The organism is Lactococcus garvieae (assembly GCF_016027715.1).
GTDB classification, from domain to species: Bacteria; Bacillota; Bacilli; order Lactobacillales; family Streptococcaceae; genus Lactococcus; species Lactococcus garvieae_A.
Map to the genome: position 1 here is coordinate 1545581 of NZ_CP065691.1, position 18903 is coordinate 1564483.

At 39.2% G+C, this 18903-nt stretch carries 16 protein-coding genes, 1 pseudogene and 1 riboswitch; of the genes and pseudogenes, 7 read left to right on the plus strand and 10 right to left on the minus strand.

Annotated elements, in window-relative coordinates:
• Window positions 1-28: 28 nt before the first annotated feature.
• Window positions 29-1762, minus strand: coding sequence for an ABC transporter ATP-binding protein (locus I6G50_RS07745; protein ID WP_003134815.1), 1734 nt, complete (start codon window positions 1760-1762; stop codon window positions 29-31).
• 329 nt (window positions 1763-2091) lie between these two features.
• Between I6G50_RS07745 and I6G50_RS07750 the strand changes: the two genes are divergently transcribed.
• The 3 genes from I6G50_RS07750 to I6G50_RS07760 all read left to right on the plus strand — a co-directional run bounded on the left by I6G50_RS07750 (window position 2092) and on the right by I6G50_RS07760 (window position 5055).
• The gene (locus I6G50_RS07750; RefSeq protein WP_197908425.1) at window positions 2092-3306 is read left to right on the plus strand and encodes a cation diffusion facilitator family transporter; all 1215 of its coding nucleotides are present in this window, start codon (window positions 2092-2094) and stop codon (window positions 3304-3306) included.
• Between the two features lies 1 nt (window position 3307).
• Complete coding sequence (locus tag I6G50_RS07755; protein WP_197908426.1) at window positions 3308-3766, plus strand: winged helix DNA-binding protein; 459 nt, start codon at window positions 3308-3310, stop codon at window positions 3764-3766.
• 95 nt (window positions 3767-3861) lie between these two features.
• Window positions 3862-5055: an MFS transporter gene (locus I6G50_RS07760; RefSeq protein ID WP_197908427.1), complete on the plus strand. Its 1194-nt coding sequence runs from the start codon at window positions 3862-3864 to the stop codon at window positions 5053-5055.
• An 11-nt stretch (window positions 5056-5066) separates the two neighbouring features.
• Here the strand turns inward: I6G50_RS07760 and I6G50_RS07765 are convergent, their stop codons facing one another.
• Together I6G50_RS07765 and I6G50_RS07770 are read right to left on the minus strand one after the other, a co-directional pair.
• Window positions 5067-5606, minus strand: a complete 540-nt coding sequence (locus I6G50_RS07765) for a folate family ECF transporter S component (protein WP_003134821.1) — start codon at window positions 5604-5606, stop codon at window positions 5067-5069.
• Between the two features lie 43 nt (window positions 5607-5649).
• A riboswitch (THF riboswitch) is annotated at window positions 5650-5748 on the minus strand.
• Between the two features lie 160 nt (window positions 5749-5908).
• The gene (locus I6G50_RS07770) at window positions 5909-8449 is read right to left on the minus strand and encodes a M1 family metallopeptidase (RefSeq protein WP_197908429.1); all 2541 of its coding nucleotides are present in this window, start codon (window positions 8447-8449) and stop codon (window positions 5909-5911) included.
• A 181-nt stretch (window positions 8450-8630) separates the two neighbouring features.
• Here I6G50_RS07770 and I6G50_RS07775 point away from each other — a divergent pair, with 181 nt between their 5' ends.
• Window positions 8631-9431: a hypothetical protein gene (locus I6G50_RS07775; protein WP_197908430.1), complete on the plus strand. Its 801-nt coding sequence runs from the start codon at window positions 8631-8633 to the stop codon at window positions 9429-9431.
• 54 nt (window positions 9432-9485) lie between these two features.
• Here I6G50_RS07775 and tsaD read toward each other — a convergent pair whose 3' ends face one another.
• From tsaD to tsaB, 4 genes are read right to left on the minus strand one after another with little or no spacing between them, the layout of a single operon-like run.
• Window positions 9486-10505: a tRNA (adenosine(37)-N6)-threonylcarbamoyltransferase complex transferase subunit TsaD gene (tsaD, locus tag I6G50_RS07780; RefSeq protein WP_197908432.1), complete on the minus strand. Its 1020-nt coding sequence runs from the start codon at window positions 10503-10505 to the stop codon at window positions 9486-9488.
• A gap of 1 nt (window position 10506) precedes the next feature.
• Window positions 10507-10947: a ribosomal protein S18-alanine N-acetyltransferase gene (gene rimI / locus I6G50_RS07785; protein ID WP_232252348.1), complete on the minus strand. Its 441-nt coding sequence runs from the start codon at window positions 10945-10947 to the stop codon at window positions 10507-10509.
• Complete coding sequence (gene rimI / locus I6G50_RS07790; RefSeq protein ID WP_042753095.1) at window positions 10931-11467, minus strand: ribosomal protein S18-alanine N-acetyltransferase; 537 nt, start codon at window positions 11465-11467, stop codon at window positions 10931-10933. The genes rimI (I6G50_RS07785) and rimI (I6G50_RS07790) overlap by 17 nt, the downstream gene beginning before the upstream one ends.
• Complete coding sequence (gene tsaB, locus I6G50_RS07795) at window positions 11451-12161, minus strand: tRNA (adenosine(37)-N6)-threonylcarbamoyltransferase complex dimerization subunit type 1 TsaB (RefSeq protein ID WP_197908433.1); 711 nt, start codon at window positions 12159-12161, stop codon at window positions 11451-11453. Before tsaB ends, rimI (I6G50_RS07790) begins: the two co-directional genes overlap by 17 nt.
• 381 nt (window positions 12162-12542) lie before the next feature.
• Between tsaB and I6G50_RS07800 the strand changes: the two genes are divergently transcribed.
• The 3 genes from I6G50_RS07800 to I6G50_RS07810 all read left to right on the plus strand — a co-directional run bounded on the left by I6G50_RS07800 (window position 12543) and on the right by I6G50_RS07810 (window position 15181).
• Window positions 12543-12773, plus strand: a complete 231-nt coding sequence (locus I6G50_RS07800; protein ID WP_003134829.1) for an RNA polymerase epsilon subunit — start codon at window positions 12543-12545, stop codon at window positions 12771-12773.
• 123 nt (window positions 12774-12896) lie between these two features.
• Window positions 12897-14588 (plus strand): ribonuclease J1, encoded by a 1692-nt coding sequence (rnjA, locus tag I6G50_RS07805; RefSeq protein WP_003134830.1) that lies wholly within the window; start codon window positions 12897-12899, stop codon window positions 14586-14588.
• A 128-nt stretch (window positions 14589-14716) separates the two neighbouring features.
• Window positions 14717-15181: a VanZ family protein gene (locus I6G50_RS07810; protein WP_197908435.1), complete on the plus strand. Its 465-nt coding sequence runs from the start codon at window positions 14717-14719 to the stop codon at window positions 15179-15181.
• 16 nt (window positions 15182-15197) lie between these two features.
• On the opposite strand, the gene add is transcribed toward I6G50_RS07810, so the two are convergent.
• The 3 genes and pseudogenes from add to I6G50_RS07825 form a co-directional block, all read right to left on the minus strand.
• Entirely contained in the window at window positions 15198-16232 is a 1035-nt protein-coding gene (add, locus tag I6G50_RS07815) for an adenosine deaminase (protein WP_197908437.1), read from the minus strand.
• 101 nt (window positions 16233-16333) lie between these two features.
• A pseudogene (locus I6G50_RS07820) lies at window positions 16334-16783 on the minus strand (SprT family protein).
• The gene (locus I6G50_RS07825) at window positions 16764-18896 is read right to left on the minus strand and encodes a Tex family protein (RefSeq protein WP_197908439.1); all 2133 of its coding nucleotides are present in this window, start codon (window positions 18894-18896) and stop codon (window positions 16764-16766) included. Before I6G50_RS07825 ends, I6G50_RS07820 begins: the two are co-directional and overlap by 20 nt.
• Window positions 18897-18903: the final 7 nt, after the last annotated feature.

An 18903-nucleotide genomic window follows, 5' to 3' on the forward strand; every position in this document is an offset into this window, starting at 1 on the left:
TTAAAATATGTTGAAACACAACGAAAACTTAGTCCTCCTTTGCTTTCTGTGTGTCATAGATTTCACGGTAGACAGAAGAGTTTTCGACAAGCTCCGCGTGTGTCCCTTGAGCGACAAGTTTACCCTCATCAAGCACAAGAATATTATCCGCATGAACCACTGATGAAATCTTTTGAGCGATAATAATAGTTGTCGTATCTTTCAAGTCTTTACTCAAAGCTTCTTGTACTAACTTTTCTGACTTAGCATCAAGTGCCGATGTTGAGTCATCTAAGATAAGAACTTTAGGATCTTTGATAATACCACGTGTGATAGACATACGTTGTTTTTGTCCACCAGAAAAGTTATTTCCGCGTTCTTCAACTTGTGATTCATAATGATCTGGAAGTTTTTCGATAAACTCAGCAGCTTGAGCAATTTCTGCTGCACGGCTCATTTGCTCAACTGTGGCATCAGATTTACCTTGTTTCAAGTTGCCTGCGATAGTTCCTGAGAAAAGAATAGCTTTTTGCAGAACAATGGAAATAGTGTTTTTCAAGGTTGCTTTTGAAACATGGCGGAGATCTTTACCACCCACACTAACTGTTCCTTCTGTAGGATCAAAAAGACGTGGAATCAATTGTGCCAATGTTGATTTACCTGAACCTGTGGCTCCGACAATACCAACCATTTGACCCGATTTGATTTCAAAGCTGATGTCTTGTAAGGTTGGATGCTCATCGTTAGGGTATGAAAATGATACATGATCAAACTTAACAGAGCCGTTAAGTTCTTCATCTGGTACATCCTCAAAGGTCATCGCAGGTTCAGTTTTCAAAACTTCATTAATACGTCCGATAGAAACAAAACCACGTGAAGCAAACATTGACATCATACCACCCATGATAATAGCCATCATGATTTGCATCATATACTGGATAAATGACATGATACCGCCTAGAGTGTTGGCTGCTGTATTCAAATCACGTGTTACATATGTAGAAACCAATAAAATGGCACCAAACACGGCCAATTGAGAAATAATTGTAAATGCTGGGATCATTGCGGCAAAAGTATATCCAACAGCCATGTTATGTCCTAAGAGTTCATCGGAAGTTTCATCAAATTTTTGAATTTGGTCTTTTTCTTGTACAAAGGATTTAACAACACGCGCACCGCGCAGATTTTCTTTAGCAATTCCGTTGATACGATCCATCAATTTTTGGAAAACCATAAAGTGAGGGCCCATTGATTTCATTGACACCATTGTTACTATTACAATAAGTACAACCATGACAATAATAATCCACCAAAGTTCAGGCATTGTAATAATTGACAAGATAAAGGCACCAACAAAGAGTAACGGAACACGAATCAAGACTTGGAAAGTCATCATCAAAAGTGTTTGTACTTGGTTGATGTCGTTTGTCATACGTACAACGAGATTACCGGCGTTAAACTTCTCAATATTTTCATAAGAGAAAGTTTGAATTTTACGGAAGGTTTCTTCACGGATATCTGCGGATACAGCTTGGGCAAGTTTTGCAGCCGTCACTGTGTTGAGGATAGAACCAACCAATCCCACTACGGCGATAATCAAAAGATATACCCCATAATGATTAATTTTATCGACCTTATCCGATATCGAAATAGATTCTGCCATGACACTCAAAATGTTCTTCATGTACTGTGGCTGCCAAAGTGCAGCACCGACTTGAAGAAGCATGGTAGCAAGGGCAGCGAAGACAAGTAGCTTGTACTTGCCAATGGCTTTCATTACCATAAATAAAAAAGGTTCCTTTCATTTTCTTGTCAAAAATAACAAGAATAAATACGTTAGCTGAAAAATTATAACATTTAAATATCTATTTTGCAATGCTAATAACTAACACTATTAGTCTTTTCTTTAGTTTACAATAAAAATAAACTAACAAATTCATTTTAACGTTTTTTTAGACTACTGTCAACGATTTGCGACAACTATTTCATCTCTGTTTGGTATTTTTAAATTCTTCGTACAGCAGAATAATTTTTACAAAATTTCTCGTCATTTTTTCTATAAATAGCGATGCACAAAAGCAGCTCTAGAGCTTTTTTGTTATAATTAAATATATGAATACTAGCAAAATTTCACGTTCTCACAATCTTAAGCTTGCCGAAAGAGGTGTGTGGGTAAGTATAGCTGCTTATATCTTCCTGTCTCTTCTGCAACTTGGTGTCGCACAAATCACGAACTCGGCTTCACTCCTTGCAAATGGTTTCAATAATGTCACGGATATTTTAGGAAATATTGCCATTGTCATCGGTCTTCGTATTGCACGTATTCCTTCGGATAATGACCATACCTATGGGCACTGGAAGGTGGAGTCGATTGCTAGTCTTATTTCTAGCTTTATCATGTTCTTCATTGGCTTTGAAGTTTTACGGCAAACAATCATTGGTTTTATAGAAGGAAGTTCAACAGAAATCAATCCAATCGGTGCTGCAGTTGCTTTATTTTCAGCTGTTGTTATGATTTCCGTTTACTTTTACTCTAGCCGTTTAGCAAAGAAAACCCAATCGAAAGCGCTGGAAGCTTCAAGTAAAGATAATCTGAGTGATGCCCTAACTTCACTCGGAACAACTGTCGCTATCATTGCTGCTGCTTTACACTGGATTTGGCTAGACCGAATTATGGCCTTGGTTATTTGTGGCTTTATTTTGAAGACTGCCTATGATATCTTTCGGGACAGTGTCTTTTCTTTATCTGATGGCTTTGATGATAATCTGTTAGTAGATTATAAAGAAGCTATTGAACTGGTTGATAAAGTTAAATCTGTAAAAATGATTCGGGGTCGAACTTACGGAAGTAACATATTTCTTGATGTTGTTGTGGAAATGTCTCGTGATTTATCGGTTTATGAGAGTCATGCTGCAACGGAAAAAATTGAACGTATGCTAATGGCCGGTTTTGATGTTTACGATGTCGATGTTCATGTTGAACCAGCCGCCTTACCAGAAGAAGAGCATTTTGCTTCTCGTGCCCTTGAATTATTACCTAAGGAGGAAGCTCTTCTCAATGGAAAAAACCTTGAAAATCTCTTAGCTCCTCAATTTCAGGCTGTTACCGTAAATGGTAAAATCATTCATCTTGAAGAATTTATTTCCGCGTCTACTCCGAAAGAACATTTAGCTATAAAAAATTACCAAGCGGAACAAGTCAGCAAAAAAACATTCATTCTCACCTATCATTATCTTGAACATCAAAAACGTTACACTGTATCAAGTATTTGGCGGCGAAATGAGCAATGGCGCTGCATCTATCGTCAAATAACAGGAGAGTCATAGTATGAAAGAACAAGAAGAGATTATGCTGAGTCTTACTGATTTATTTAATAAGATGGATCAATTAAGAAAACCGCAAATGGTTGAAAAATTTCAAGGCTACTCCTTTTTAGAAATTGCCTGTATTGAATTTATTGCTAAACTGGATGAACCAAATGTAACCAAACTTGCTGATCAGCTGTATGTCACACGAGGAGCGATTAGTAAAGCTACAAAAAAATTACTTCAAAAAGAAGACATTGCTACTTTTCAGAAAGCAGATAATAAAAAGGAAATTTATTTTAAACTAACAGCAAAAGGTAAAAAAATAAATCAACAGCACGAGCAACTTCATGATGAATTTCTCATCAGTGATCAGCCCGTGTTCGAATCCTTTAGCTCGAAAGATTTGGATACTATCTTACAGTTCACCCAACTTTACAATGAGCACTTAGATAAAGAACTCCGAAACAGCTCTAAATAGAGCTGTTTTTTATCAAAGTTTTTTGTTGACAAAGAAACAATAAACGGATATACTCTATATTATAGTTTCCTAAGAAACATTAATTAAGGAGTTTTATGCACACTATAAACAAGCACGCTCTCAGTTTTGGCCTGATTTCCGTTTTTCTCACAGGACTTGGCTTTACCATTATTAATCCAGTCATCCCTTTTTTACTTACCCCCTATACTACAAGCTCTACCCAACCTTTAATGGTTACGCTGCTCACTTCCGTCTATGCCTTGTGTACCTTTTTCGCTGCACCAGCTCTTGGTAGCTTAAGTGACCGATTTGGTCGCAAACCTATCTTACTTTTCTGCTTGCTCGGATCTACCCTTGGTTATTTGATGTTTGGAATGGCGGGCGCACTTTGGCTTTTCTTTCTCGGGAGGATTATTGATGGGATATCAGGAGGAAATATTGCGACTCTTTTTGCTTATTTTGCAGACATTACCAGTGCTGAATCACGTACTAAAATTTTTGGGTGGATGTCGGCTGTGGTCGGTATTGGCACCCTGCTAGGACCTACATTTGGAGGACTTTTATCACATTTTGGCTATCGTACACCTTTTTTCTTTGCAGCACTCATCAGCCTGATTAATTTCATCTATGGCTACTTCTTTATGCCAGAAAGCCTACCTGAAGAAAACCGCCTCACACAACTTGAGATACGTCAACTCAATCCTTTTAGCCAAATTATGAGTTTGTTTCAGCTTCAAAAGTTAAGCCGCTTACTGATCGCTGGTATACTTTTATGGATTCCTAACGGAGCTTTACAGGCTATCATGTCCCAATTTTCTCTTGATAGTTTTGCTTGGCAACCTGTACTCATCGGTTTAGTTTTTTCTATAATGGGACTTCAAGATATCCTCACACAATCTTTTATTATGCCTTATTTGATTAAACGATTATCTGATTTTCGGATTATCCTTTTAGCTATAATTTCAGAACTTTTAGGGTATATTTTCATCGCTATCTCCGCTCTCAGTCTTAATCCACTCTTCTTTATCTTAGGTATTTTCATTTATGGCTTTGGTGATTCTCTCTTCTCACCCACTTTTAACGGCTATCTCTCTAAAGCTGTATCGGAGCAGCACCAAGGAAAAATTCAAGGTGGAAGTCAAGCCCTCCAAGCTCTTACTAGGATTATCGGCCCGTTAATCGGAGGGCAATTTTACAGCCTTTTCGGACCATCTTCTCCTGCTTTTATGGGAGCTTTCCTGTTAACTTTTTCCCTCTTTATCCTCAAAAAGAAAAGCCGCCAAAAATGACGGTTTTCTCTCTATTTCTTAAGGCTTCTCATAATCTGCGGGATTCTTTGGATATTGTCAAAAACCAACATCAAAATTACCGTTCTTATTGGTATCTGAATCAACAAAGGTATACGTGTGGCGAGTAATACCTTAAAAGGTGTTTGATACATTAACGAAAGCCAAAATGTATTGAGCAAGAGTGTCTGAAAAAACATTATCAGACTAACAATAGCTAAAATATACAGCCAATCCTTACTACGGGTAATATTAATCTTTTTATTGTAGAAAGCATAGCCATAAATAATACCAACTCCAACAGCGGTTATTGTCATCCCAGGTGACGATATACTTCCTCGAAAAAGAACGCCAAAGATATCGCCAAGGCCTAAAGCTAATCCAGCCCATAAGGGACCAACAAAGAAACCAATTAGCCCATCAGCTACAAAACCTGGCGACAGTTTCCAAAAGCTACTCCCGAAAGTAAAAGAGCGTAAGATGATGGAGAGTGCCAACAAAATCGCCAAAAAAACAAGCTGTATCAGTGACAGCTTCACAGTAAATCTTTTCATATAGTACCTCCCAAGGATCTGGTGAGTAACTGATTATATGAGAATCAGCGGATGCAAGCCTCTACCGCACTTGGAAATTCCAAGTTTCGTCTGTGAACGACATCCCATTTCACAGCACTTAACGCATTGGCCCTACTCTGTTTATATTTTTTACCTCTCTAGCTTACCATAAGCTTTGTTCAGATACTTCTCAGTTTAAAGGCTTTTCTTTTACATTGAGTTTTAGATGTTTACAGAAATTTCTGTACAGAAAAAGCCCTTTAGAAGTCCGATCTATTCTCACTTCTAAGGGGCTTTTAATCTTACAATTCTTTTTCTACATCAGCAATAGCAGCTTCAACAGCAGCTTTTTGATTGCTAATAAGGGATACACGCGCATCGATTTGCTTGATAGCCATTTCGATTGAACGTTTAAGTCCTGGGTTACTTAATTTTGGTTCAAAGAATGCTTTATACTCTTCAAATTTTTCTGAAGTTTTGAAGACGTTTCCTGGATAGATTACAAACTTATCGTAACTCATATCGCCACCTAGTTTTTCTGCAATCCAATCCCAGTTATCGCGCTCCCATGTCCAAGCTGCGTCTTGAGCAAAGTCTTTTGCTAAAAGATAGAACCAAGAGAAAGCAATATCCTGTGGTTTGACAACATCAGCATTTTTGAAATCCTCTAAAATACTTTGAATCACTGCTTCATCACGAATATTAGCAACAGCTGCCGCCAACTCACGTTTAAGCTCTTGAAGGCTTGTTTTCACATATGTATCCATATAAGACTCAGCAAGTTCAGCCGAATTCGTTGCTTTAATTTCGTTATTAAGAACAATTGGACGAATGTCTGCAGGTATTGTTGCTACATTCTCCTTATGAGCCGCAAAAATTTCACTGGCTTTTGCTACAGCTTCAGCATTCTCAGAGTAAAGAGTGCGAGAAAGTACTGTTCCACGTAGAGTTTCATCTCCAGCAGACTCTCCGGCCTTTTTCTCCCAACCTAAGCGTGCATAGTTCTTAGCAAAGACTTTACCAACGAGTGATTTGTATGATTTTTCCGTTTCTGACTCATCATCAATAAAGATATCCAACTCACCAAAGATTTGATTGAGGGCTTGATTAACAATATAACTTTCTTCATTGGCAAAGGCAGGAAGAATTTTTACAACGTCAGCATAACTGATAACTTCACCCTTAGCAAGATATTTACGATCTTGAAGGATTTGGAACTTGGTGATATCTTCTAAGTTTGCAAGGTTATCTAAGAGATTTTCTAAGAGCTCACCTTTATAGTCAATGATATAGTGTGCCGCATGAGCTTCATTGAGGAAAAGCGGTTGGCCAGCATTTTCAGCTTTAAGTGCTGCATAGCCGGGGATTTCAATTTTTTCTGTTGTTAAAGTATCTGGTAAACCTGTCCAGTTACTGTTCAATGGAATTTGCCATAAGCGGCCTTTGTCTTCACCTTGTCCGATAAAGAATTGTTTTTGGCTTAAGATAAGTGTGTCGTTAACAACTTCCGCTGTCAATACTGGGTAACCCGGTTGGTTAACCCATGAGTGCATAAATTCACCCACATTTTTACCTGAAGTGCTTGAGAGTGCATCCCAAAGATCATCACCTACGGTGTTGCCGTATTGGTGAGTTTCAAAGTATTTGCGCAGACCTGCTGAAAAGTCTTCATCTCCCAACCATTTACGGAGCATAACCATTAAGCGTGAGCCTTTAGCATAAACGATGGCCGCATCAAAAAGTGTACCAATCTCATCAGGATGGTTAACATCAACGTGTACAGATTGAACCCCATCAGTTGCATCTCGGTCCAAAGCAAGACTGGCTTCCTTAACTGAGAAGCTTTCCCAGACTTTCCAATCTGGTTCGATAGCATCAATAGCCACATATTCCATGTTGTTCGCAAATGACTCGTTGAGCCACAAGTCATCCCACCAACGCATTGTAACTAAATCACCAAACCATTGGTGAGCCAACTCGTGCGCAATGACAGTCGCTACATATTGTTTGCTGGCGACAGTTGCATTTTCAGGATCAACCAACATACATACTTCACGGTATGTGATACAGCCCCAGTTTTCCATGGCACCTGCTGAGAAGTCAGGAAGAGCTACATGCCAGCTGTGTGGCAATGGATATGGTGTTTTATAGTAATCTTCGTAAAATTCAATAGAGCGAATCGCAATATCTAAAGGAAAATCTAATACAGCTTCTGAATGTGCTTTTGTTGAGAAAGTTCCTACTTCAACACCTGATTTTGTACGTCCTTTTTTATACTGCATATCCCCAAAGACAAAAGCAAGTAGATATGAACTCATACGAACTGTACGCTCAAAGACGTGAATGCCTCCAATATTGAGCAACTCTGGCATATTAGCAATAATAATATCACCTGGTTCCTCATCAAACTTCACTGAAAGGTCAAAAGTAGCCTTAGCTTCTGGTTCATCAATAGATGGAAAAGCTTGACGGGCAAAGTGAGATTCAAATTGCGTACCGATAAGCATTTTCTTCTCGCCATTCACTTCATAATATGATGGATAAATCCCCATCATATTGTCAGTAATCTTGCCTTCATACTCAAAAGCTACAGTTACAGTGCCCGTGTTTCCTACTTTAACAGCGATTTCTTCATTGGCATTATCCAAAGTAAAATCTGCTTCCACACTAAAAGCAGAGACTTTAGTGATATTCAAATCTTTTTGGTGGAAATAAATGGTGTCTGCTTTTGCTTCACCTTTGATTGCCACTTGACCTTTAAAAGTCTTGGACTTACGGTCAATATCAAGGAAAATTTTATAATTTTCTGGTACAAATGTTTCAATTAAACGTTTTACTGCCATAGGGTTATTCGCTTCCTTTTTGTTAGTTTATTCAATTATAGCAAATTGTTTAGAAAATTTCGAGAAAAGATTGTCTCTATAGCATTTAATTTTTAAAGCTCGATCTAAATATTTTTTAATATAAATAAAAGTTTCATTCATAAGAGAGTGAAAAAACAGACTTTTTTGCTACAATAAAAGTATGACAAAAACAAGATTTACAGTAACGATTGATGAAAAAGGAAAGCTCCTCTTGGAGCTTGCTTCTGGGTCAAATATACGTATTTTTGAAAGTAATAACACGCGCTTTGCCCTCAAGAAAGGCGAAATTTTTTTCTTAACGAAAAAAGGACATATTATTATGATTGCTGCCGATAAAAACTTGATTCCTCAACTCGAGTTCGATAGAGTTATCATCCTTGATCCTACTGTCTATGATTTAGAAACAGCATATTTGGAAGCTTTTCTTATCCAAGCTGCCCAAGATGCAGGAATAAAATTAGCTGCACAACCTGAGCCGATCAAGCTTCCTTCAAATATTTATAAAGCTTGCAGTAAAGCTGCTGCAGAATTTTTGCCAAGTCTTGAAGCATTTGGTTTTAAGTTTGCCAAGAAAAAAGCTTACTCCGCTAAGGCACAACACCGCTGGAAAAAGGCTATCTCCACCATTGAGTTCCATATTAAGCATGAAGGGACATCTGGAACTGTGATCTGGCAAAAAGCGACAGAAATGCGCCTACTTGCTGGCGCAAAAATTCTACCGAATGATGCCGCACCTAAAAGAGCGGACGGGACCCTAGGTTTCACAGCCAAATTTGCTTTAAATCTACGCGAAGAAAACAAGGATAAATTTGATCAAAACACTTGGACAACCACGGAAGACATTATCCTGCGTTCCGTTAATGAAATGGGCCATTTTATCTATTTCGCGGGAACAAACAGCTGGCTTGAAATGTTTGATGATGAAGGTCGTTCTATCCATGAGCTTACTGTTGTTGGCTAAGAAAGTCCATACACTAAAAAAAGTTCGGAAAAATTTCCGAACTTTTTTATTTGCTTATATATCACCAAAGACAAGACTCGGACGTGCGTTAAGAGACAAGTCTCCAAAATTCCCTTTTTCCATCTCAATCGAAGCTGCCGCTGCTATCATTCCAGCATTGTCTCCGCAAAGTCGGAGCGGAGGCACGATAACCTTGATATCGGTCATATCTGTAGCAAGACGTTCGCGTAAGCCTTGATTGGCTGATACTCCGCCACCTATGATTAGTGTCTTGGCTGGATACTGGGCAAGTGCACGTTTTGTTTTTGCAATCAGCACATCTACCACAGCTGCTTGAAAACTTGCTGCTAAATTTTCTAAATCATCTGCTACTAAATCTTGCCCTTGCTGTTTTGCGTTATGCACAAGATTTATAAAAGCAGATTTCAAGCCACTGAAAGACATTTCCAGACCATCTGCTGCGGTCATCATCGCACGTGGGAAAGCATAGGTGTCCTCGCCTTTATGCGCAAGTTCGTCAATTTCTTTTCCTGATGGATATGTCAGTCCCATCACTCGACCAACCTTGTCATAGGCTTCACCTGCAGCATCATCCCGTGTTTCGCCTATTTTTTTGTAGTTACCTTCAGATTCCACATACACCAACTCTGTATGTCCACCACTAACGAGCAAGGCCATAGCTGGATATTCAATCGTATCAACCAAAGCTGCGGCCATAAGGTGCCCAGCCATATGATTAACAGGAATAAGTGGCAAATTATTAGCCCAAGCAAAAGTTTTTGCGGCCATAATACCAATAAGCAAGGCACCCACAAGTCCCGGGCCTTCCGTCACAGCCACAGCTGTAAGATCCGTTGCTTGAATACCTGCTTGTTCTAGAGCTTCATCAATACAAGCCGTAATCTGTTCCACATGGTGACGACTTGCCACCTCAGGAACGACTCCTCCAAAACGTTTATGACTATTCACCTGACTCGCAATAACATTAGAAAGTAGTTCTGTGCCATTTTTTAAAACAGCAACAGATGTCTCATCACAAGAGGTCTCGAAAGCTAATATATATTTATCATTCATTTTATTGTATCTTCCTCATTAGAATCGCATCTTCTGTCGGGTGCGAATAATAATTTTTTCGAGTATGAAATTGCTCGAAATTATATTTTTTATATAAATTTTGTGCCGGTAAGTTTGACTCTCTGACCTCTAAAAAGAAAGTTCCAGAAAAGTTCATTATCTGGTTCATCAAAGAACTGGCTATTTTTTGACTTTGAAATTCTGGCTTCACTGCAAGATTGGTAATCTCCATATCATCCATAATAACTTGGAGCGATAAAAAACCAACAAGTTCTCCGTCAACTTCTGCTAAAAAATAAGTGTCCGTTTTTAAATTTCCTACAAGATATGGCTCAGACCAAGGTGATTGTCCATAGCAAGCTTCCAAAACTTCTTTTAACTTTTTAGCCATTTCGGCAGCATCACTATGGTGACGGTCAAATCGATTAATTTTCAGGTTCATTTCGCAACTGCCTTGACATCCATACCGCATCTCCGCCATCTTCATAATATTCAGAGATGAGCTTTCCGGTAGTAAAACCGAGACGACGATAGAGTCCTTGGGCCTTTGTATTGTCACGACGAACTTCAAGCGTCATCTGATGTTTGCCTAAAAGCGTCATCAAGCGAACCATTTGCTTCACGAGAGTACTTCCAATCCCTTGACCTTGATGTGCCACGGAAACAGCCAAGTTAGTGATATGTACCACTTTGCCCCGTTCTGTGAGACGAATACCGATAAAGCCCACAAGCTTACCCTCGATAAGTGCAGAAACAAAGAAAGCATTCTCTTCTTGAACAATTTCATGTTCAAAGTGTGAAAAAGTCCAAGGTACTTCGCCATCATAAACATCACGCTCAATAGCCAGCATCTCAACGATGTCTTCACGTTCTGCCAAGCGATAGTCGACACCTTCAATGTTCGATTTTAAATCAACTTCATCTATATTTATATAACGACGTGGTTCAAATCCTTTGAACATATCTGTCAGCAGCATTTTCAGCTTCTTCATGTGTTTCCAACCATTTCTCTTCTGCTTCAACTTTTTTGAGATAATTTGGCGCAAAGCCATGAACCGCTACAGGCTCAAGTTTTGCCCCAAAAAGTGCCATCTGATAAGCCGAAGGTAATTTTTCTTGACTGTCTTTGATAATTTCAAAACTTTCAAAGCCAGCAGCTTCAATATCGACAATAAAGTTTTCTGTTTCACCAGTAAATATAACAGGCTCTCGCTTGTCTAGTTTTTCCAAAAACTCGCGGAATAAACAGTGTTGTCCTGCAATCACTTCTTGGTCACCTTGATACAGAGCTGCGTAAGCATTTCCTCGCCGTGCATCCACCACAGGTACAATGGCCTTATCTGTATGCAGTCTTTTTGCAATTGACAAAAGACTTGAAACACCAACAATCTCTTTATTTAAACTATAAGCAAGTGTCTTACCGACTGTTGCTGCCAAACGTAAACCTGTATAAGAGCCTGGACCTTGTGCCACAACGATACGGTCAAGCTCTTTCGCTTCCACAGCAGATTGTTGCATCAAAAAATCTATGGAAGTCATCAGAGTTGTGCTGTGATTTTTCTTTAAATTTAGGGTGATTTCTCCCAACAAGATATCCTTATCGACAAGTGCTACAGATAGCGCCTTACTAGAGCTGTCAAAAGCTAAGATTTTCACGGGTAGTTTTCTCCATTCTTTCCTATTCTATTATACCTTAATATTTGTAGGCTGAGACCGAGTATTCTCTCCCATCCTGAGGAGTGTTCTCTAAAATGGTCTGTACGCTTTTTTATTAACTTGAAGTATATATAGCTCCTATTATACCATTTTTTATTTTACTTGAAATTTTTCACTTTTATATTTTGAAAAGAGGTTCCAAATAGAGGAACAGTCGGTTATTATATCTGAGAAAACGAAGAGGGGCATATAGCCTAAATCCACTTCTATAAAGCCATACTTTCCATTATCTGCAAATTATGCTAAAATGAAAGTAACTGTAAAACTGAAACATTCGGAAACACAAGAAAGGAAGGCGAGTTTTTCTCGCTCAAATATAGTATGATTTTCAAAGCATTTTACCAAGTCGATAAAACACGTTCACCACGTCGTGAAACAACAGAGGTACTCTACCTTGACCTTGATGTTACAGACACTCGTGAAGGTGTCATCTTAGCACGCGAACTTTTGGCTGCAAATACAGATTACCACGTTGAATTCATCGACTCACTTTCAGACGAAGCCGTTGAATATGAAAAAGAAAACGGTGGTCTTGAGATCACCAAATTTTAGTTAGAAAAAAGAGATAGATGCCTATTGCATTATCTAAGATTTACAGCAAGACACTTTAGAAATTTGGCGCAAGTCACAAATCTAAAGTGATTTTGTCATACAAATATGTATAGAAAGAAAACAATGATTAAACCACTTAAAATTAACTCCGAGGAAGTCGCAGTTTACGCCATAGGCGGGCTGGGCGAAATCGGTAAAAATACTTACGGTGTTGAATATAAAGATGAAATCATTATTATTGATGCCGGAATAAAATTCCCTGAAGATGATCTTTTGGGTGTTGACTATGTTATCCCTGACTATAGCTACATTGTCGAAAATATCGATCGTATCAAAGGTCTCTTCATCACTCACGGACACGAAGACCACATTGGTGGTATACCTTTCCTCCTGAAACAAGCAAATATCCCTATTTATGCAGGACCGCTCTCGCTTGCTCTCATTCGTGGAAAGCTAGAAGAACATGGACTTTTGCGTGACGCAAAACTTTTCGAAATCCATGCAGACAGCGAAATCAAGTTTAACAACTTAAGCGTTAACTTCTTCCGTACTACCCACTCAATTCCAGAACCTTTAGGAATTGTCGTTGAAACTCCACAAGGTAAAATTGTTGCTACAGGGGACTTCAAATTTGACTTTACTCCTGTAGGCGAGCCTGCTGATTTACACCGCATGGCCGCCCTCGGTGAAGAAGGAGTTCTACTGCTTCTTTCTGATTCAACAAATGCAGAAATCCCAATCTTCTCTCATTCTGAAAAGGTTGTTGGACAAAACATCATGAAGATCTTTGAACGCATCGAAGGACGTATCATTTTCGCCTCATTTGCTTCAAACATCTTCCGTTTGCAACAAGCTGTTGATGGAGCTGTCAAGACTGGCCGTAAAATCGTCGTCTTCGGCCGTTCTATGGAAAAAGCCATTGTAAATGGTTTGGAACTTGGGTACATCAAAGCTCCTAAAGGGACTTTCATTGAGCCAAACGAAGTAAATCAATACAACTCTAGTGAACTTCTTATTATGTGTACCGGCTCGCAAGGTGAGCCTATGGCTGCACTTAGCCGTATCGCTAACGGTATGCACCGTCATATCACCCTCCAAATGGGGGATACAGTTGTCTTCTCATCTAATGCCATCCCAGGTAATACTCATGGTGTAAACCAGTTGGCTAACACCATTACGGAAGCTGGCGCAACTGTTGTTTACGGTAAAATGAACAACATCCATACTTCAGGACATGGCGGACAGCAAGAGCAAAAATTAATGCTTCGTTTGATTAAGCCAAAATACTTTATGCCTGTCCACGGTGAATACCGCATGCTTAAGATTCATGCTGGCTTAGCACAAGATACAGGTGTACCAAAAGAAAATTGCTTTATTTTTGAAAATGGGGACGTTCTTGCGTTGACTGCAGACTCCGCACGTTATGCTGATCACTTCCCGGCTTCTGATACTTACGTGGATGGTTCAGGTATTGGTGATGTAGGTAATGCAGTTCTGCATGACCGTCATGAGCTTGCTGAAGATGGAATCGTGCTTGCTGTCGCAACTGTGGACTTCAAAAACAAAACGGTCCTTGCAGGCCCTGACATGTTGAGCCGTGGATTTATCTACATGCGTGAATCTGGCGATTTAATTCGTAACGGACAGCGCGTACTCTTTAATGCAATCCGTGAGGCAATGTTGAACACAGAAAATGTCAACGAAGCTGTTGTTGCTCGGGCGATGCGTGAGGCTCTCGCGCCATTCCTTTATAAACAAACAGAACGCCGTCCTCTAATCGTACCAATGATTATGACCCCTGACGAAGAAAAATAAGAATTATTAAAAGTCATATCTTACGATTATGACTTTTTTGTTTCTAGATTTTCTAAAAATTAAGGTTCTTTTCAGCTACTTTACTATAATAGGAAGTAAAATCACTTCTCAGTGTTCAAGGGGCTCACATGCACAAATTCTCCAAAATCATCTTCAGTTACTACCTCTTCTTCTTATTTTGGGGAATTCTTTTTAAATTTAACATTACCGATACGATAAGTGTGGCTCAGAATTTCCCCACATACAGCCTTAACCTCTCACCTTTCAATGCTTCAGGCGGTCGTTTAGAGGTCATTTTTAATATTCTTATTTTTATACCTTTTGGTTATTACCTCAGTGTGTTATCAGATAAGAAATCTTTATTGGGAAAAGTTTCCACCATTTTCTTCATTAGTTTGCTTGTCGAAGTCCTTCAGTTTATTTTTGGGATTGGAGCCAGTGATATAACAGATATAATAACAAATACTTCTGGAGGTTTGTTAGGCCTTTTACTTTTTCAAACCGTCAAAAGAACAAAAGCGGGCCAAGATTTTATCAATATCCTTATTGCTTGTGTACTTGCTTTTTCTACTTTCCTCCTTCTTTCTCACTAAGCAAAAAAAGCTGACATTAGTCAGCTTTTTCTATTTTAGCGTACTCTTCTTTAAACCTCTGATGCAACAGTTCCCTTTCGTCTTCACTAATAAAGGCGCCATCAATAGCGTAGTGATTAATTCTTTCAAAGTCGCTTACTTGAAAATCATACCATTCTGCAATTTTTTCATATTCATTTTGCAGGTTTGTAGCGCTCACCGTACGATTATCTGTATTGATTGTCACATGAATTCCTTGCTTGTAAAGGTCCATAAAGGGATATTCCCCCACCTCGTTGATAGCTTTCGTCTGAAAATTACTTGTAGGTGCCATTTCTAAAACAATGCCCCGCTCAATCAGAATTTTTTTATAGTCTGTAAGATCCTTACTCATTACACCATGGCCGATACGTGTCGCTCCCATCTCGACAGAGTCGATGATATTTTGCTCACAGCCTGGACACTCTCCCGCGTGCAGCGTCACTTGTACCCCACGGCTTGTTACTTTCTCAAGCAAGTTTTTGAACTTGATTTGTGGGTAATTGACCTCGTCTCCGGCCAAATCAAAACCAACTAAATGCTCATCATTGATTCCATCAAAGAGTGGGAGAAGTTTTTCTAGATCTTTCACTGGAACTTGGCGCAAACCGCATACCAACACATTGGCTACAATATCAAAGTCTTCCTCTGCACGTGCCAAACCCTCAATAACAGCTTCTACCGCTTCTTCGAGTCTTAAGTTTTTTTCTAAATGTTGACCTGGCGCAAAGCGAATTTCAATATACTTCACATTTTCTTCCGCAGCTTGACGTGCGACATCATAAGCTGCCAGTTCTAAATTCACATAGCTTTGAAGTAAAGGGAGGACAAAATCAAAACGCTCTAAATATTCTAGAAGATTCTGGGTCATCTCTGGAGCTTGTGTGTGGCGCAATATCTCTTCATCACTCATATTCAAGTCTTGCCCTATATTATTAGCAAGTTGCTTGATACAAGCCAAGCTAAGAGAACCATCGAGATGACAATGAAGTTCAACTTTTGGCATTAAAGCGATTGTTTCTGGATTCAGCATTGGTTAAAAGCCCCCATTAAAATATATTTTTTCTATTTTACGCTTTTTTCCTAAGACATGCAAATCTTTTTATTTCCCAATCCGAAACAAAAAGAGCGAGTTTAACCTTGCTCTTTTTTCTGATATTCTACCAAACGTCCTCGACATTTACCACAAGCATATTTTTGGGTATCAATTTTCCGTTGACGCTGATAGGTCTACTGGCATTTTTGGCAGATATATGTATGTTTTGCTTTACCCATCGTGGGTGCATAACGCAATCCTCCGACCTGAGCCAGCATTTTTTTAAAATCTCTATCCCGATGTTTATAGCCCCGTTTTTGTGCATAAAGATGATAATGGGTGAGTTCATGGAGTATGATACGGTCAAATTCAGGAATATCAGCCATTTTAGGATTAAAATCTAAGTGCATATCCTTGGGGAAAAACCGCCCACCCGTACTCCGCAAACGGTTATTCCACTGTGCAGTATGTTTAAAGGGAACACCAAATCTTTCTAGAGAAAGCTTGTGGACATGCGCTGTCAATTCCTTATTGTTCACGAGGCTCAACTAAAGTTAGATTAATTTTTCCGCGTTCTTTATCAATCGACTTCACCCATACAGTTACGATCTGTCCAACAGCCACAACCTCATGGGGATTTTTCACGAAATTCTTACTCAAGTCAGAAACGTGTATCAAGCCGTCATTTTTAATGCCAATATCAACAAAAGCACCAAAATCCACAACATTCCGAACAGCACCTTCAAGTTTTTGCCCTACACGTAAATCGCCAGCAGAGAGGATATCTTGACGCAAGATTGGTGCATCAAAGTTATCACGTAAATCGCGTCCTGGTTTGGTTAAGTCAGAGATAATGTCGGTCAAAGTTTCACGACCTACATGAAGTTCTTCAGACATTTCTTTAATATTTACCTTTTTCAAAACTTCGGCAGAATGCTCATCGAGTTCAGATATGCCAAGCTTCTTAAGTAAGTTCTCCACAACCTTATAAGATTCTGGATGCACCCCTGTGTTATCCAAGAAGTTCTTTGCTTCAGGGATTCTGAGGAAACCTGCGGCTTGCTCAAAGGCTTTCGCACCTAAGCGTGGGACTTTCTTCAGCTGGCTTCGGCTCGCTAGTGCGCCATTTTCTTCACGGAATTTGACAACATTAGTGGCGAGTGTTTTGTTAAAACCAGCTACGTGTGAAAGAAGTGCAGGACTAGCTGTATTTACATTTACACCCACTTGGTTAACAACTGTCTCCACGACGAAGTCTAGATTTTCAGTCAGCTTTTTCTCTGCCACATCATGTTGATATTGTCCGACACCAATAGCTTTTGGTTCAATCTTTACTAACTCAGCTAAGGGATCTTGCAAACGTCGGGCGATGGAGATTGCTGAACGTTTTTCAACAGTTAAATCCGGAAATTCTTCACGTGCCAACTCTGAAGCAGAATAAACGGAAGCCCCAGACTCGCTCACAATAACATAGAAAACGTCTGATAGGCTATTTTCTTTTAAGACTTCTGCAACAAAAGCTTCTGATTCACGACTAGCCGTACCGTTACCAATAGCAATCATATCTACTTTATAAGTAGATATAAGTTCGGCCAAATCTTTCTTTGCTTGAGCTATTTGTCTTGCATTTGCAGGCTTAACAGGGTAGATAACGGTGGTCGTTAAAAGTTTACCCGTCGCATCAACAATGGCTAATTTTGCACCTGTGCGATAAGCGGGGTCAAAGCCCATCACTGTACGTCCTTTTAGCGGAGCAACTAAAAGAAGGTTTTTCAAGTTTTCACCAAAAACTTCAATCGCTGCATCTTCAGCTTTTTCTGTTAACTCTGCACGGACAGCACGTTCCATAGCAGGGAGGAGTTTCTTTTTAACCGCTTCTTTGATGGCTAAGCTCATGTACTTATTATTACGAGCCGCAAAGCGATTTTCAAAAAAGCGGAGAATTTTATCCTCATTATTGTCAAATTTTACAGAAAGGATTCCCATCTTTTCACCACGATTAAGAGCAAGAACACGATGGTTTGGCAGTTCAGATACTTTTTCTGCAAATTCATAATAGATTTGGAAAACTTTTTTATCATCTAAGCTTGCATCTTTAAGACTGCTCTCAAGCAAGCTGTTCTGTTTCACTTCACTCAAAAGCCAGCTCCGTAACTTCGCATCCTCTGAGATTGCTTCAGCTAAGATATCCATCGCACCTTGGAGGGCTTTTGCGGGTGTCGCAAAAGTTTCATTTGTAAAGTTTTCAGCTTCCGCTTCAATATTTGCTGCGTTCTTCACAATAAGTTGAGCGAGAGGAAAAAGACCATTTTCTTTAGCTACAGTTGCCTTTGTGCGACGTTTTTCTTTATAAGGAAGATAGAGATCTTCAACTTCAGAAAGCTTCTCAGCCGCTTGAATTTGTGCTTTGAGTGTGGCAGTTAATTTCCCTTGCTCTTCTATTTTAGTCAGTACTGTTGTCTTACGATCCGCAAGTTTAGTTAAGCTGTCATTTTCGTCAATGATTCTCTTTATTTCGACTTCATCAAGACTTCCAGTTACTTCTTTTCGATAACGGGCGATGAAAGGTACCGTATTACCTTCTGCTGTAAGTTCAAGCACTTTTTGTACTTGAGAACTTTTAATATTTAACATTTCGGCTATTTTTTGCGTATTTTCCATTCTTCCA